The following is a 15887-nucleotide window of genomic DNA, read 5'->3' on the forward strand; positions in this document are numbered from 1 at the left end:
CTTTAGTAGGTCATCCTTTCAAAAAACTCGCCTTTTATATAATCAATAGATGAAACCATCGGCAATCTAATATAGTCTAAATTATTTGTTCTAATATACTCAATCGGGTACTTGTCATGGGTCGTTAGAATATTTAAGGCTTCGACAACCTTATTTCGAGTTAAATTAAATATTCTTCCCCATAGATTTTCTGCATTCACAATCTCATCGACACCAATAAGTCGATCCTCTGATATCTGGTCATAATCGAGTAGAACGTAATAAAGAGCCGGGATACCTATCGTAGAGATTTTAGAAGCCACTTTTCTGATTGTGTCATCCCGTTCTCCCGAATGTTCACTTTTCATTAATGATAATCTTGAAAAAGGACAGAATAAAACGTCTTCCGGATCATTCACATCAGGTACCTTCGTATAAAATTGAATCAAACAATCAATGTCTCTTTTGAGAGAATTCTTCGATACTGCTTTCGCTTCATTTTGGCTTACCCAAGTGATAAATGAATTGAATAAATCGCGTTTACCAACTATCGTTTCTCTATATTTATTAAAGTACCAATCGAAAACAGTCGAAAGATCATTCCCATTTCTTACCAAATGGTAGTGAAGTATGGACAGTGATTCATTCCTTTGAAGGAGTCGATCACTCTCGAACAAAATATCTCCTATTTCAGATAACGCATGTACACGCTGACCATCTTCTGTTCTTTCTTCAAGTACGTTGAAAGCAAGTAACCAATATTTTAAGGACTCAAGCATGTTTTTGCCCAAGCCAACTGTTTCAAAAGCATATTCATCAAAAAAGAATCTTTTATCTTGCTTTACTGCCCTTAACCCCTTACTAAACCATTTATCTCTTATATAAAAGCTTTGATGTCTAGCATAGGCCATATATAGATCTTCCTCTCTTGAAATGAAAAATTACTCCTGGAGAGATACCTCCAGCAGTAATTATACATCAGTGCGCCAAAAAAAAACACCCTATTATCGGAACGCACGTTCCTATTATTTTAGTTCATTTCCTCTTAAGATGCATTAGGATAAGATCGAATCTTTATTTAACTTGCCTGCGAAAGCTATCCTTGATGACTACCTTAGTGGTGGATTATGATGCCGTGCTCCTTCGCTCCGCTTCGTCCGCGCGGGACTGAACCCCTACCGTCCGTTTTTCGGACTCCCTATTGATTCCACTCCATTCAACTTCTGTAGCAATAAAAAAGACACCCTTACGGGCGCCTTTTTTATTCCTATGGAGACGAGGGGAGTATCACAATCTTTATTTAATCTGCCTGCGGAAGTCTATCCTCGATGACTACTTTAGCGGTAGATTATGATGCCGTGCTCCTTCGCTCCGCTTCGTCCGCGCGGGACTGAACCCCAGGGTTCGCCTCCCTTCTTCACACCTTTACAAGACAAGAGCCCCGACCTATTAGGCCGGAGCTCTTGTCTTGTATGGAGGCGAGGGGAGTATCACAATCTTTATTTAATCTGCCTACGGAAGTCTATCCTCGATGACTACCTTAGCGGTGGATTATGATGCCGTGCTCCTTCGCTCCGCTTCGTCCGCGCGGGACTGAACCCCTACCATCCGATTTTCGGACTCCCGATTGATTCCACTCCATTCAACTTCTGTAGCAATAAAAAAGACACCCTTACGGGCGCCTTTTTTATTCCTATGGAGGCGAGGGGAGTCGAACCCCTGTCCGAAGATATCGCCACACCAGCTTCTACGGGTGTAGTGACTTGTGGGTGTTTCGCCTAAGCTGCTGCCAAGTCACCCACCACAGCCTAGACTAGTCTGATTGTCTTCTTCCGTTAGCCCCAGACGGAGACTAAACGGCGTATCCCACTAAATGTGAGCCCCTGTCTCGGCACATGGGCGATGCAGAGGAGGAGCACGCTAGCAGGTTATTAAGCTGCTAAAGCGTAGTTAGTTTGTTGTTTGCCAGTTATTATTGGCTTTAGCGTTTTAGAGTGGACGCGTCCCCACTACCCGCTACTCATGCTCGAACTATCCCCGTCGAATCCATAAACGCCCCCGTGTTTGGAAGAGCCGCGAACGACTCTTCTCTATCATCAGCGCTCCCTGATTAAAGGGAGGGTTGACTCGACAAATCTTAAAAAACGAGCTACCTGTTTACCAACTAAAGACTCTCTCATCGTTCAGCAGCTTGAGGAGAAGCCATCTGAACTATGCATTCAGTATAACATAGCTTTAGCGCCATGCCTCTAGGAGTCTGATGTAAGAAGAGAAATATACTGGAAAATCATCCTCTCACCTCATATAGCCCTATCCTCACCTTGCGATCTTTTGCTTTTCACGCAATGCGCGCTGGATATCACGCTGAGCATCCTTTTTGGCTGCACTGGCCCGTTTGTCATACTGCTTCTTCCCTTTACCCAGTCCAATCAGCAGCTTGGCATAGCCATTGCGCGTGTAGACTTTCAAGGGAACGAGCGTATAGCCCTGTTGCTTGGTCGCCCCGATCAGCTTGGCAATCTCCTTCTTCTTGAGCAGCAGCTTTCTTGCTCTCGTCGGATCAGTCGGATTGAACCGATTGCCATTTTCGAACGGGCTGACATGCATATTGTGGATGAATGCCTCGCCATTGCGAATAGTCGCAAAGCTGTCATTCAGATTACCCTTGCCTGCCCGCAATGATTTGATCTCGGTTCCGGTTAATACCATCCCTGCTTCATAGGTTTCCTCGATGAAATAATCATGGGAAGCCTTGCGATTTTGGGCAAGCGGTTTTTGTTCCTGATTTTTCCCCATGACTGCTCCTCTCCCTCCTATGAATCAAGTGAATCCAAGACTGCCATAAAGGCGTCAGGAATTTATTGTATCAACTTCATTCATGGAAATCAAGCAGATGAACCGGATGCCCATCCGAGATCAGCCCTTTTTCTTCCAATACTTCTTCTTGCGCGGCTTCTTGCGTTTGGAAGAACTCCACTCTCCCTCACCTGATGACGAAGCCGTGGAAGAACGTTCACCCCGAGGTTTGCCGCCTTTCTGATCCCGCTTGTCGGTTCCGGTTCCGCCGCTTCCCTTCGGCTTGCTGCTGCGGCGGGAACCGCCATCCTGCTGCTTCCGCTTTGCTTTGAAACCGGAGCCTGGAACCACACTCATTTTCTTTTCCCGCGGCTTCATATCGACCATCTCAAAATCGATCGTGTAATCATCCATGTTTACTCTTGCAACCCGCACCTTCACCTCATCACCGATACGGAAGACGCGGGAAGTGCGTTCCCCGATCAGGGCAAGATGACGTTCGTCGTAATGATAATAATCTTCGCTGAGATCGCTTAACCGGATCAGCCCTTCTACCGTGTTGCCCAGCTCAATGAACATACCGAAATTGGTGACACCGCTGATAATGCCTTCGAACTCCTCGCCCACCTTGTCCAGCATGAACTCGGCCTTCTTCAGCTTGTCTGTATCGCGTTCGGCATCGACCGCCACCCGTTCCCGTTCCGAAGACTGTCTGGCGATATCCTCCATTCGTCCGCTCAGATATCCGTGTCGCTTATCACTGAGTGTGCCTCCACCCAAGGATACCTCGCGAATAATGCGGTGGATAACCAGATCCGGGTAACGACGTATAGGGGACGTAAAATGGGAATAATACTCTGCGGCCAATCCGAAATGGCCCAGACTTTCCTCATCATATTTGGCCTGCTTCATGGAGCGAAGCATCATCGTACTGATGACGGTTTCTTCCTTGGTCCCCTCGATTTCTTCCAGCAGCGTCTGCAGCGCACGCGGATGAACCGTGTTGCCTTTGCCCCTTACGACATAACCGAAGTTGGTAATGAACTCCATGAACGTGAACAACTTCTCCTGATCGGGGTCCTCATGTATACGGTACAAGAAAGGTACCTTCAGCCAGTAGAAATGCTCCGCTACCGTTTCATTGGCCGCCAGCATGAATTCCTCGATAATTCGCTCGGCAATGCTGCGATCACGCTTCACAATATCTACCGGCTTGCCTTCCTCATCCACGATGACCTTGGATTCCTGGAAATCGAAATCGACTGCTCCCCGGCGCATCCGCTTCTTGCGAAGCATGACGGCCAAACGTTCCATCCGCTTGAACAAATCGATCAGATGAGCGTACCGCTCACTAACCTCAGGATCTTCCTCCTGCAGAATCTTCCGAACATTAGTATAGGTCATTCGCTCCGTCGTTCGAATGACACTCGGGAAGATGTCATGCTTGATGACCTTCCCTGCCTCATCAAACTCCATCTCGCACGACAGCGTCAGGCGATCCACCTTGGGGTTCAGACTGCAAATGCCGTTGGACAGGCGATGGGGCAGCATCGGAATCACCCGATCCACCAAATACACGCTGCACCCTCGGCGATACGCTTCCTGATCGAGCTCAGAGCCTTCCTTCACATAATACCCGACGTCTGCGATATGAACGCCCAACTTGAAATGCCCGTTATCCAGCAGCTCCACGTTGACGGCATCGTCCAGATCCTTCGCATCTTCCCCGTCAATCGTTACTATCGTCAGATCCCTCAGATCTCTTCTGCCTGCGAGATCTGCTTCCGTAATCTCTTCCGCAATTCCTTCCGCTTCCTCCATCACTTCATCGGGAAACACCTCAGGCAGATCATGCTTGCGGATAATCGACAAAATGTCCACACCCGGGTCATTTTTATGACCGAGAATCTCCTTCACACGGCCTTCAGCCGCTGCTCGTCCCTCCGGATAATGCACGATATCCACGACAACCTTGTGTCCATCTGCTGCCCCGTTGAAGTTTTCCTTCGGAATAAAGATATCCCGGCTGATTCGCTTGTCATCCGGCAAAACGAAGGCGTAGCTCTCCAAATCCTGAAACGTTCCGACTACCTGGGTGATGGCCCGCTGTACAATCCGCACAACTTCTCCTTCCAGCCGGCCGCCAGACTGATCCTTGGACGTAACACGAACGAGGACAATATCACCGTTCATGGCCCCTTTCAGGTCGTTGGCATGGATATATACGTCGTCACGGTCGTCATTTTCAGGCAGCAGGAACGCAAACCCTTTCGGATGCGCCTGCAACTTTCCTTTCACCAGATTCATCCGGTCCGGTATCCCGTAACGATCGGCACGGGTACGCAAAATGCTTCCCTCATGCTCCAGCTCATTGAGAAGCTTCAGAAAGTCGCGAAAGGCGTCCGCCCCTTCAATCTCAAAATGCTGTTCCAGTTCCTGATATGTCATCGGCTTGTAAGCCGTCTCTTGCATAAATTCCAGTAATTCTTCTCTTGTTATCATGTCATCACCTCTATTAAGCCTGATATCGGGTCAGGCTGCTCCTGTACTTCTTTCTCTGCTACAATGTGCTGCACAAACTGATCCACACGCCGATACACGTCTTCCCGCTCCTTGTCCAACAAAATGGAATGGGAACTCTCGGACATGTAATGCAGGCGCTTCTGGCTGGACGAGCATCGCTTGTAGATGTATGCTGCGCTATGCGGCTTGACCGTTCGATCCTTCATACCCTGCAAAATCAGCATCGGAGCTGCCACGAGCGGAAGCTTGCGCTTCACGATTCGCACCAGCTTTTGCAAACAAACGACGCATTTTACCGGGGTTCGGTCATAGGCGCACGCTTCATCCAGCGTCTGTGCGAGACGACGCGGCTTTTTCGTCACATAAGGGACAAAGGGATGCACCACCCTTGCAAAGGCCGCCTTGTACGTCGTCACATAAATCGGCGTACCTAATGAAATTACCCCGCTCACCGGACGTTTAATCGCCAACAGCAACGACAACAGTCCCCCCATCGAGTGCCCGACCAAAAAAATAGATGCATAACCCGCTTGCTGCAAACGATCATAGCTGAGTATCACATGTCTCATCCAGTCTTTCCAGGTCGTTTTTCTCATTTCTTCGGGAGAGGTGCCATGCCCGGGAAGCTGTATGGCATGGACACTGTAGCCGAGATCCTGCCAGTAATAGGCACCGCGGCGGAACTCGGATGGAGAGCCTGTAAAGCCATGCACGAGCAGCAGGGCTGTTGAGGCCCGTTCCCCTGTACCGGCCAGGTGAAATGGCTCAGGTGAGTTGAATATGCGATTCGAATGCATCTCACTTCCCCCTCTCGGCTACAATGGACGTCCATCCACTATGTAAATTGCGTATAAAAAAACAGCAGGTTTAATATCCCCCTGCTGCATCATTTTATGTGTGATTAGTCATGTAGGACGTAGGAAACGATCAAGGACAACACAAAAAATCCGATGGCTAGAACCAAGGTCAGGCGAGACAGGAACAGATCCATTCCTCTTGCCTTCTGCTTGCCGAACAAGTGCTCAGCTCCACCCGTAATCGCGCCAGACAATCCTGCACTTTTTCCTTTTTGCAGCAATACCGTCAAAATTAAACCCAAGCTGAAAATGACCAATACAATTTTAAAGAACAATTCCATGGTTGTTGACCTCCCGAAATCTTCACGTGGAAAACTCGTCTTCCGAAGCTTCCCCCTGTTTGCTTGTTTCCTTATTTCTTTGTTTAACAGTCTGATGTCTTACAGCAGTCCTTCATGCAGATGTCGTATAGGCATGCGACTGGTTTCTTCCATTGTGTATCTGTGTATCCATAAAAACAGTATTTCGATTGTAACATGTTTTTCAGAAACTTTCAACTGCAAGTCTGTATGAATCGCTATGAGTCTCTCCTGTCTATATCCTGCTTTTGCCAGCTTTTTGGCATGCTTCTATTTGTTTCATCACGTTAGCCAGGGGGTAATAAAAAGAAAGAGAACGTTGTGTTTTTGAAAGGATGTGATCGACATTCTCAGCTTAATTGCAAGTATCATACTCGCGATCGTCATCGGAGTGATTGGCGATGCTCTTGTCAAATACAAAATGCCCGGTGGACCGGTCGGTTCCATGATTGCTGGTTTTGCAGGAGCCTGGATGGGTACATGGCTGCTTGGAACCTGGGGACCGATTATCGGTCAGTTCGCCATCATTCCAGCGATTATCGGGGCTGCGTTATTTGTCCTTATGCTAGGCATTATGAGTCGAATGTTGCATTCCATTACGTAATCCATAATGGGATGCCATTCACTCCTGTCTGAAGTACGATAATCTTTTTTTGCCCCAAGGAGGCGCATAACATGACGACATCTGAACGAGAAAACAAACAAAAGCTAAAGGAATCTGACAATAGCTCGATGGCTCAAAACGAGAAGGAAATGAAGAAGTTAGGAAGAGAAATGGAAGAAATGAAGACCAATCAGGAGTTAAAAGAGGAAGGAAAAATACCGGACCCGATTCAATCAGATCAATCGGACTCAGCTGCAAATTCTGAAACATCGGAGACGGAAGAGAAACAGAATCAGAAGCAGAAACAAAATTAATTCCCATGCTTTATTTTTTTGTCCAATTATTTGTTCCCCTGTCTCATCAGGCAAAGACAAGCAAAGAAAGGCTGTCTTAGATGGTGTCATCCTGCAACCCATCCAGGCGGCCTTCTTCTTATTGCATCGATTTGATTATATGCTTGTATTTACATCATGATACCTGAGTCATGTCATTTGAATAAGAGCATTTGAACGAGAGCACCTACATCACTGAATCCTCATCCGGCTGATCCAGTAGCTTCTTCAGCTTGCCGATCGCCCTTCGCTGTATTCGAGATACACTCATTTGCGAGATACCCAGTTCCTGTGCAGCTGCTCGCTGAGACATCTCCTGAATAAATACGAGGGAAATGACTTTACGCTCCTCTTCCTTCAGCTCCATAATGGCCTGCTTCAAGTCCATACGGTGCTCCAGCTTGCCGTAATCATCATCGGGCGCGCCAAGCAAATCTCCGAGTGTCGTGGACGCATCCTCTTCCTTCACCGGGTGATCAAGCGAAACATAGCTGTAGGCGTCTTTGGCCGCCAGCAATTCAATCGCCTCTTCCACCGAGATCTCCATCTCTTCGGCGATCTCATATACATCAGGAGAACGCTCCAGGCGAACCGTCAGTGTTTCCACGGCCTTCTGAACCTGTTTCCCTTTCTCCTTCATGCGACGGGGTACTTGAATGTACCAGGACTTGTCCCGCAAATAGTTTTTCATATAGCCCACGATGCTTTTCATCGCATAGGCTTCGAATTGAACGCCCATGGTCGGATCATAGCTCTCAAATAGCCGGAGCAACACCATACGACCTACTTGCAGCAGATCTTCCACCATGTTGGGCTGATTGCGGGAGAGCTTTCTGCCCGCCATCTGGACGAGCGGTTCATACTGCCGGAGCAGTTCAGAAGCCAGCTCTTCCGTCGGTTCCTTCTGATAGGCAATCAACTGCTCGTGGGCTGGGGAGGACTGGGGCTGTTCTTCTTCTTTTCTCATGACGTGGATTCACTCCTGTCTAACGCAGGAAAACGTTTAAACAAAGTGACTTCAGTCCCATTCTCCTGACTGACACGTACTTCATCCATCAGTGCCTGCATCATAAAGATCCCCAACCCTCCTGCACTGATTTCATCGATACTTTGATCGTGCAGGCTTTTGCGATCCTTCGCAAATACGTCTGATTCTACATTCATGCCCTCATCTTTAATTCGAATTTGCAGACCATTCTCCAGTTTCTGAAAACGAATCCGCACCGTGCCGACTTGATCCCGATAGCCGTGAAGCACTGCATTGTTGCAGGCCTCGGAGACCGCTACCTTCATATCTTCAATCTCTTCATAAGGAAAGCCCATCTGGGTAGCCAGACCGTATAAAGTCAACCGAACCAGATCAATATACTCCGCTTCACTCGGAAACGTCAGTGTGACTTCTCTTTCTTCGTATCCACTCGTCATTTTGGTTCATCCTTTCTCATCTGAAGCCTATTGCACAACCAGAAACTTCATGATACCCGTCATCTCAAACAAACGCTTAATCTTTGGCGGGATCTCTTCCACGACAAAAGGGGCTTGCAGCTGATGTCTGCGCTTTAGCAGCGTAACCAAAATGCCGATCCCTGTACTGTCTATGTAGCTTAACTCGCTCAAATTCAGTTTAAACGTTATGTCTGCTTGCTCCACAACCGGTTCTGCCGACTGCTTGAAAGTGCTCGCCGTAGCCAGATCAAGCTTTCCTTGCAAAAACAGAGTGGTCGTATCTGCTGTTGTTCGCTCTTGGATGGTCAAATGCTGGGCAAGTTCATCGTTATGCATATTCATCACACTTCATCTCCTACATCGTGAAATTAAATCCTTATTCAATCGATAATAATGTATACCCTGTTTGCATCATCTTGAAACATCATAGCTGAAACATATTTCAATCCTCTGTATCCCGATTCAAAGGCACCAGATGTGGTTAACGAAAGACAACACTCTCCTACAACCAAGTATTCACAGGGATTCACAGGTACGCACAGGTACACATTCAACATTCAGCAAGTACACACAGGTTCGCACCAGCAGTCGCAGCCAAATCGCAGGCTTCCCCAGATACGCAAGGATACGCCTGTGATCACGCACCCACTTCATCTAAATGAAACAAATAAACCCGATAAAGGAGGAAGGAATATGGACCGTCAGGAACACGTAGATGTCGAGCGCAGAAATGTAGAGAAGAAATCGGATTCGAGTTTGGTAGCTTCAACTTTTATTAAGTATGCCGCTTATCTGATCATTTTCTTCGGTTTTCTGTATTTTCTCGTTCAATACATTATTCCGTTCTTTCGCTAAGTTTACGATGGCTATATACGCTTTCAAGCCATCCTGTCCCTGAGCCTTTCATTAAGCCATTTCACACAATCTACCAGGCAATGGGACCTGCGTGAAGCATTCACAAGTAAAAAGATCAGCCTCCTGATTTCGATAGGCGGTTGATCTTTTTACGCGTGAGGGCTGCCAGACACGTTCCCCCTATTCTTGCATGTCATAGGGTTTGACCGGTATCGTAAATTGAAAGCAGGCCCCTTGCTGTACGTCTTCCATGACACTGATATCCCCACCCATCAGTTCAATCAGCTTTCTGCAAATGGCCAGGCCCAGGCCTGTCCCCTCGAACTGACGCGTCATGGGGTTATCCAGCTGTGTAAAAGGCTGGAACAAATGCGGGACCTGTTCCGGAGTTATTCCGACACCCGTATCGGAAACGATAAATTGCAGCCATACATATTCTTCTTGTACAGACTCCTTCTCTTCTCGCACTTCCTCTTGTTCCGCAAGGGCTGATGACGGCCTAACTTCAATATGTACATGCCCTTCCTTCGTAAACTTCACACTGTTGCCGACAAGATTGATCAGAACCTGACTCAGTCTGGTACGGTCACCAAGAAATACAGACGGAACCGCCTCATCTACTTCATACGTCAAGTCCAGCGAGGTCTCCCGAGTCCGTGTTCGGAACAGGTCATACGTCTCCTCAATCGTATTCTGGATATCCACCATCTCTTCCTGAATCGTCATTTTGCCTGACTCCAGCTTGGAGAAGTCCAGTACATCGTTAATAACTCTGAGCAGAGCGCCGCTGCTGTTGCGGATAATTCCGACGTATTCCTGCTGTTCCTCGCTCAGCTCTGTATCCAGCAGCAGATCACTCATGCCAATAATGCCGTTCATCGGGGTACGGATTTCGTGGCTCATCATGGCCAAAAAGCCGGACTTTGCATTGGAGGCCTCCTCCGCCTTTTCCTTGGCCATCCGCAGGTCCTCTTGCACGCGCGTCTTCTCTTCGATCAGTTCTTCCAGTTCGGTTGTTTTCTCATGGAGCACCTTCGCATGTTGCTCCAGCCTTTTCTTGCTAATGTACAGCTCTACAAAGCCCTGGATTTTGGATTTCAGAATTTGCGGTACAAACGGCTTCAGAATATAATCAATCGCTCCGACCGAATAGCCCGTGAAGAAATGGGCGGCCTCCTTGCTGGTCGCAGAAATAAAGATGATCGGGATGTGCTTGGTCTTCTCCCGGGACTTGATCCATCTGGCTGTCTCAAATCCATCCATACCCGGCATATGCACATCCATCACAATCACAGCAAAATCATCTTTCAACAGCTCTTTCAGTGCTTCCTCTCCCGAAGCACACATTACTAACCGGTAATTCAATTCACCCAGTACCGCGTCGAGTGTGATTAAATTTTCCTGGTGGTCATCCACCAACAAAATGTTGATTGGAATCGGCTCTCGAAAAGGCATCGAATCCCCCTCAGTCAATTGGTGTTCACTTTTGGTGTTTCCTTGCGGTAGATCTTGTGTGTTTGGCTATAAGCCTCATAGTGATCGGAATAAGGTGAAAAATGCAGCGTTTCCTTGCTGCCCAGAACCAGAAAGCCACGATCGCTCAAGCTTTGGTGAAACAGCGACTGAACCCGATTCTGCAAATTTCGATTAAAGTAAATCATGACATTTCGGCAGAAAATGACATCAAACTCGTGAAAGGACGTATCCGTCACTAGATTATGCTGGGCGAATACAATGTTTTTCTTCAGGAAGCTTGGAAAGATAATCGAATGATACCGAGCCGTATAATAATCAGAAAAGGAAGCCTTTCCACCACTCTTCACATAGTTTTGCGTATACATTTTCATCTTGTCCAGCGGATAGACGCCTTCCTTGGCCTTGTTCAGCACCGCTTCGTTCAGGTCCGTCGCATAGATGCGGGTCCGGTCGTACAGCCCTTCCTCATGAAGCAAAATCGCCATGGAATAGGCTTCTTCTCCTGTCGAACAGCCGGCATGCCAGATGCGTAGAAAAGGCAGATCACGCAAAACCGGCACGACCTCTTCACGGAACTGGCGAAACACTTCCGGATCCCGAAACATTTCCGTTACATGAATGACCAGATCGGAAATCAGCCGGTCCATGCATCCTTCACTCCGAAACACTTTATCCTGAAGTGCGGAGACCGTTACGAGATCTTCCGCATGAACACGATGCCACACTCTGCGTCTCAAGGAAGCGTAGACATAATTCCGAAAATCGAGACCCCTTACCCGATACACGCCTTCGAGCAAGAGCTCGATCTCGATCCTTTCCAGCTCATCTGGTTCCATGGCATTATACTTATGGATACAACCACACCCTCATTAGTGATAACAGCTGATCATTTTGCAGCGGCTTGGAAATATAGTCGGACGCCCCCGCTTCGATGCATTTGTTCCGATCGCCTTTCATCGCTTTTGCAGTGAGGGCAATGATTGGAACATCGGCATATCCTGCGGTGCTGCGAATATGCCGCATCGCCTCGTAACCATCCATTTCCGGCATCATAATATCCATTAAAATCAGGTCAAACGGCGCCTCTTCCCGGACTTTATCCAGCGCCTCCTGACCGTTCTCCACACTGGTCAGATCCATCTCGAATTCTTCCAGCACACTCGTCAGCGCATATACATTGCGAATATCGTCATCGGCAATCAGGATACGGCGCCCGTGCAGAATTTCCTCGGTGCTGTGCAGCTTATCCAGCAATCTGCGCTTTTCCTCCGGAAGATTGGCTTCAACGCGATGGAGGAACAGGGCCGTTTCATCCAGCAGCCGCTCCGGTGTCTTCACATCGCGAATGATCATGCTCTCCGCATATTGGCGAATGCGCTCTTCGTCTTGTGCTGCCAAGCTCTTGCCTGTATAAATGAGAAACGGAAGATCCCGTGTCCAGCCCTGCTTCTGGAGCTCATCAAGCAGATCAAACAGCTCCATATCATCGAACTGGATATTGATCACTACGCAATCATACATCTCTTCCTTGAGCTGCTCGAGCAATTTCATGCCGCCGCCGACAAATGTCATGCTGACGTCATCAAATCCGATATAGTCCTTCCAGCGCTCACGCTGATCCCCATCCCTCTCCAGGAACAGCAGCCGTTTCACATCCCGGCTCAGATAGGCATCCATATTCGTAAACAGTTCTTCCATCTGCTCGCTGGTGAGCGGCTTCTTGCGGAAAGCCAATGCACCCATGTTCAGACCTCGCTCTGCATCATCCACAGATACAATGTGAACCGGAATGTGCCGGGTCTCCGGCTGATGCTTCAAGTGATTGAGCACAGACCATCCGTCCATGCCAGGCAGCTTCATATCGAGCAGAATCGCGTCTGGCTGGAATTCGTGAACCAACTCAAGTCCAGTATCCCCTTCCATCGCCACGATTCCTTTGAAGCCTTTGCTGCGAGCCATATCGAGCAACACGCCTGCAAACTTCTCATCGTCTTCGATGATCAGCACCTTCCGGTCTCCCACCTCAATGACCTGACGATCGTCCGCCATATACCTTCTGTCCGACATAGCCGTCTGCTGAATCGGCTCCATTTGCTCCGATACTCCGACATCCATGCTCGTCACCTCTGGCAACTCATTCTGATGAGGCTGCGGCGTGGCTTCAGAGGTCAGAAGGGGTTTTACAGGTTCTTTTCTTTCTTGCTCGGTGGAGAGCGCTGATGCGGCCTTGCGTTTCTTTTTGCTTACCTGCCCGGCAGCCGCTTCCTGGGCTCCCTTGAGCAGTTCCTTGAATTCCTCCTGGTTGACTGACTCCGGCTGCTCCTCTACGGAAGGAATATAAAATTCCGGCACATACAGCGTGAAGGTACTGCCCTGTCCTTCCTCGCTTTCCAGATAAAGCGTCCCGCCCAGCAGTTCAGCCAGCTCCTTGCTGATGGACAGTCCCAGACCGGTTCCACCATACTGTCTGCTGATCGTCCCGTCTGCCTGCTGGAAGGCCTCGAAGATGACTTCCTGTTTGTCCTTCGATATGCCTACCCCGGTATCCCGCACGGAAATGGCGATCATGCTGTCCTCTTCCTCTTCCACGTAGGGCAGCATGTCATTGGAGATCTTCTGGATCTGTACATTCACTGCCCCGGTATGCGTAAATTTCAGTGCATTGGAGAGCAGATTTTTCAAAATTTGCTTCAGGCGGTGACCGTCACTGACGATGTTTTTCGGCAGGCCTGGCAGCAGAGAAACATCGAAGCTCAGCCCTTTCTTCAAGGCCATCGGCTCAAATTGACGTCTCATATACTGCTGCAACTCAGTCAGGGAAATATGCTCAGCCACCACTTCCATTTTACCGGAGTCGATTTTCGACAGATCGAGAATCTCATCGATCAGCTTAAGCAAATCCTGGCCTGATGCATGGATCGTAGAAGCATATTCAACCTGTTTATCCGTCAGATTCTTGTCCTTGTTCTCGCTCAGCATCTGTGACAGGATGAGCAAGCTGTTAAGCGGCGTTCTCAGTTCATGCGACATGTTCGTCAAGAACTCCGTCTTATACTGAGCGGCAATCGCCAGCTGCTCTGCCTGCTTCTCCATCGCATCCCTGGCCTGCTCCACCTGCCTGTTTTTACGTTCGGTTCGTTGAACCTGCTTTTTCAACAGTTCGGTTTTGCGACTGAGTTCTTCATTGCTCTGCTCCAGTTCTTCCTGTTGCTGCTGTAGCAGTTCTTCGGAACGCTTCAGGGCATCGGTCTGCTCCTCCAGTCGCAAGTTGGAACGCTTCAGCTCATCCTGCTGCGACATCAGCTCTTCAGACTGGGCCTGGAGCTCTTCTGTCAGAGCCTGCGACTCTCTGAGCAGCTCCTCGGTCTGCATCCGTCCAAACATGCGGTTCAGCATCACCCCGATTAGGAAGGAGGTCTGTTGCAGCAATTCCAGCTGCAACGGTGTAAATTCATTAATGGAGGCAAACTCCATGACCCCTACCGTCTCTGTTTCCACGACAATCGGATACAGCAGAATGTGATGCGCTGCGCCCTCCATCGTACCGGACTGCACCTGCAAATAGGCATCCGGCACATTCGAAAGCTGCATCATCTCTTGATCGATCGCACATTGCCCGACAAGCCCTTCCCCTTCCCGAATCTCCTGTCGATAGGCAGGGGAACCTTGTTTTGCATAGGCGCCGGTCAGCGTAAACGAGGCCTCATCCTTCATTTTGTCCCGCACATACATGCCACCGTACTGGGCGTTGATCACCGGAGTGAGCAACCGAATCAACTTCTGACTCGCCCTCGTCATATCCTCGGCTCCCTGCATGACGGTAAACAGCTTCAGCACATTCGTCTTCAGCCAGGTCTGTTCTTCATTTTTGAGGTTATTCTCCTCTACAATCCGATTCTTGTCTTCAATGTCTGTGGCCATGTTGTTGAAGGCATGAATAACTTGCCCGAACTCATCCTTCGATACGAGGTTCAGTCGGGTTGAACGCTCCAGGGTACCGTCCGAGAAACCGCGGATCATTTGCGTAAAGGTATTGAGGCCTTTCGTAATACTGGCTACGTTCCACAACATAATGAACAAGCCGATAAACAATCCGGCGAGGGTAACGACGCTCATTGTATTCAACGTGAACTGGTTTTCCTCATCGATGGTGTTGATCGCTTCCTCCATCGCCTGCTCATTGAAATCTACCCAGCTGTCTACACTTGCCAGCAGTGATTCTTGCAGCTCCAGCCCTTCTGTTTGGCGGTACTGACTGGCTGCTACATCCTCACCGTTTTCCAGCAATTCAATGATCTGATCCTTGTAGTCGGCGAACTGCTGCAATTGATTTTTCAGTTCCTGCACAAGCTGTTTCTCCGTATCAGACATCCGGTTCTCTTCCATTACTTCGAGCATCTGTCTGGCTTCTGTCAGCTTCTCATCCACACTCGCCTTGCCTTCTTCAAATATCCCTTTCGCTTCGTCATACAAAATCAGGTTCGCTACAATTTTCGCCGTTTCATTCACGCCACTGCGCATGTGATACGCGTTAATCACCCGCTCCAGATAGCTTCCCTTTACTTCATCCACCTGCGAGCTGAGCTCGGATACATTCTTGATCCCTACGCCTGACAGCAACATAATGATAATCATCAGCAACCCGGTTCCTACGATTACCTTTGTCTTGATTCGCACCGCTTTTCCTCCCGTCCCCTCATATCCCCGTTGTCTCCTTATC

14 protein-coding genes and 1 other RNA gene are annotated in these 15887 nt (G+C 48.6%); 3 read left to right on the top strand and 12 right to left on the bottom strand.

The window, feature by feature from the left end; translation table 11 throughout:
• Positions 1-2 precede the first annotated feature (2 nt).
• The 6 genes from ACFSUC_RS05035 to secG form a co-directional block, all read right to left on the bottom strand.
• A complete protein-coding gene (locus ACFSUC_RS05035) occupies positions 3-890 on the bottom strand; it encodes a DUF4007 family protein (RefSeq protein ID WP_379928393.1) in 888 nt (295 codons plus the stop codon).
• Between the two features lie 782 nt (positions 891-1672).
• Positions 1673-2039: a transfer-messenger RNA gene (gene ssrA, locus ACFSUC_RS05040) on the bottom strand.
• A gap of 256 nt (positions 2040-2295) precedes the next feature.
• The gene (smpB, locus tag ACFSUC_RS05045; protein ID WP_379928394.1) at positions 2296-2775 is read right to left on the bottom strand and encodes an SsrA-binding protein SmpB; all 480 of its coding nucleotides are present in this window, start codon (positions 2773-2775) and stop codon (positions 2296-2298) included.
• A gap of 120 nt (positions 2776-2895) precedes the next feature.
• Positions 2896-5277: a ribonuclease R gene (gene rnr / locus ACFSUC_RS05050; RefSeq protein ID WP_379928395.1), complete on the bottom strand. Its 2382-nt coding sequence runs from the start codon at positions 5275-5277 to the stop codon at positions 2896-2898.
• A complete protein-coding gene (locus ACFSUC_RS05055) occupies positions 5274-6095 on the bottom strand; it encodes an alpha/beta hydrolase (RefSeq protein ID WP_379928396.1) in 822 nt (273 codons plus the stop codon). Before ACFSUC_RS05055 ends, rnr begins: the two co-directional genes overlap by 4 nt.
• 104 nt (positions 6096-6199) lie before the next feature.
• The gene (gene secG, locus ACFSUC_RS05060) at positions 6200-6436 is read right to left on the bottom strand and encodes a preprotein translocase subunit SecG (protein ID WP_379928397.1); all 237 of its coding nucleotides are present in this window, start codon (positions 6434-6436) and stop codon (positions 6200-6202) included.
• A 364-nt stretch (positions 6437-6800) separates the two neighbouring features.
• Here secG and ACFSUC_RS05065 point away from each other — a divergent pair, with 364 nt between their 5' ends.
• Together ACFSUC_RS05065 and ACFSUC_RS05070 are read left to right on the top strand one after the other, a co-directional pair.
• Positions 6801-7058, top strand: a complete 258-nt coding sequence (locus tag ACFSUC_RS05065) for a GlsB/YeaQ/YmgE family stress response membrane protein (RefSeq protein WP_379928466.1) — start codon at positions 6801-6803, stop codon at positions 7056-7058.
• Between the two features lie 71 nt (positions 7059-7129).
• Positions 7130-7372: a hypothetical protein gene (locus ACFSUC_RS05070; protein WP_379928398.1), complete on the top strand. Its 243-nt coding sequence runs from the start codon at positions 7130-7132 to the stop codon at positions 7370-7372.
• Positions 7373-7577: 205 nt separating this feature from the next.
• Here ACFSUC_RS05070 and ACFSUC_RS05075 read toward each other — a convergent pair whose 3' ends face one another.
• Genes ACFSUC_RS05075 through ACFSUC_RS05085 form a run of 3 tightly spaced genes read right to left on the bottom strand, consistent with a single transcriptional unit; the run spans position 7578 to position 9178 of the window.
• On the bottom strand, positions 7578-8357 hold the full coding sequence (locus tag ACFSUC_RS05075; RefSeq protein ID WP_379928399.1) for a sigma-70 family RNA polymerase sigma factor: 780 nt from the start codon (positions 8355-8357) through the stop codon (positions 7578-7580).
• Positions 8354-8815, bottom strand: coding sequence for an anti-sigma B factor RsbW (rsbW, locus tag ACFSUC_RS05080; RefSeq protein WP_379928400.1), 462 nt, complete (start codon positions 8813-8815; stop codon positions 8354-8356). The genes ACFSUC_RS05075 and rsbW overlap by 4 nt, the downstream gene beginning before the upstream one ends.
• Before the next feature lie 27 nt (positions 8816-8842).
• Complete coding sequence (locus ACFSUC_RS05085) at positions 8843-9178, bottom strand: STAS domain-containing protein (RefSeq protein WP_379928401.1); 336 nt, start codon at positions 9176-9178, stop codon at positions 8843-8845.
• A 351-nt stretch (positions 9179-9529) separates the two neighbouring features.
• On the opposite strand from ACFSUC_RS05085, the gene ACFSUC_RS05090 reads away from it, so the two are divergent.
• Positions 9530-9691 carry a hypothetical protein gene (locus ACFSUC_RS05090; RefSeq protein WP_379928402.1) on the top strand — a complete coding sequence of 54 codons (162 nt, stop codon included), beginning with the start codon at positions 9530-9532 and terminating at the stop codon, positions 9689-9691.
• Positions 9692-9871: 180 nt separating this feature from the next.
• On the opposite strand, the gene ACFSUC_RS05095 is transcribed toward ACFSUC_RS05090, so the two are convergent.
• The 3 genes from ACFSUC_RS05095 to ACFSUC_RS05105 are packed head-to-tail and all read right to left on the bottom strand — an operon-like array spanning position 9872 to position 15844.
• Positions 9872-11146 carry an ATP-binding response regulator gene (locus ACFSUC_RS05095; protein WP_379928403.1) on the bottom strand — a complete coding sequence of 425 codons (1275 nt, stop codon included), beginning with the start codon at positions 11144-11146 and terminating at the stop codon, positions 9872-9874.
• Between the two features lie 14 nt (positions 11147-11160).
• The gene (locus tag ACFSUC_RS05100) at positions 11161-12003 is read right to left on the bottom strand and encodes a CheR family methyltransferase (protein ID WP_379928404.1); all 843 of its coding nucleotides are present in this window, start codon (positions 12001-12003) and stop codon (positions 11161-11163) included.
• A gap of 10 nt (positions 12004-12013) precedes the next feature.
• Complete coding sequence (locus ACFSUC_RS05105) at positions 12014-15844, bottom strand: response regulator (protein WP_379928405.1); 3831 nt, start codon at positions 15842-15844, stop codon at positions 12014-12016.
• Positions 15845-15887 lie beyond the last annotated feature (43 nt).

It is taken from the genome of Marinicrinis sediminis (assembly GCF_042685085.1).
GTDB classification, from domain to species: Bacteria; Bacillota; Bacilli; order Paenibacillales; family KCTC-33676; genus Marinicrinis; species Marinicrinis sediminis.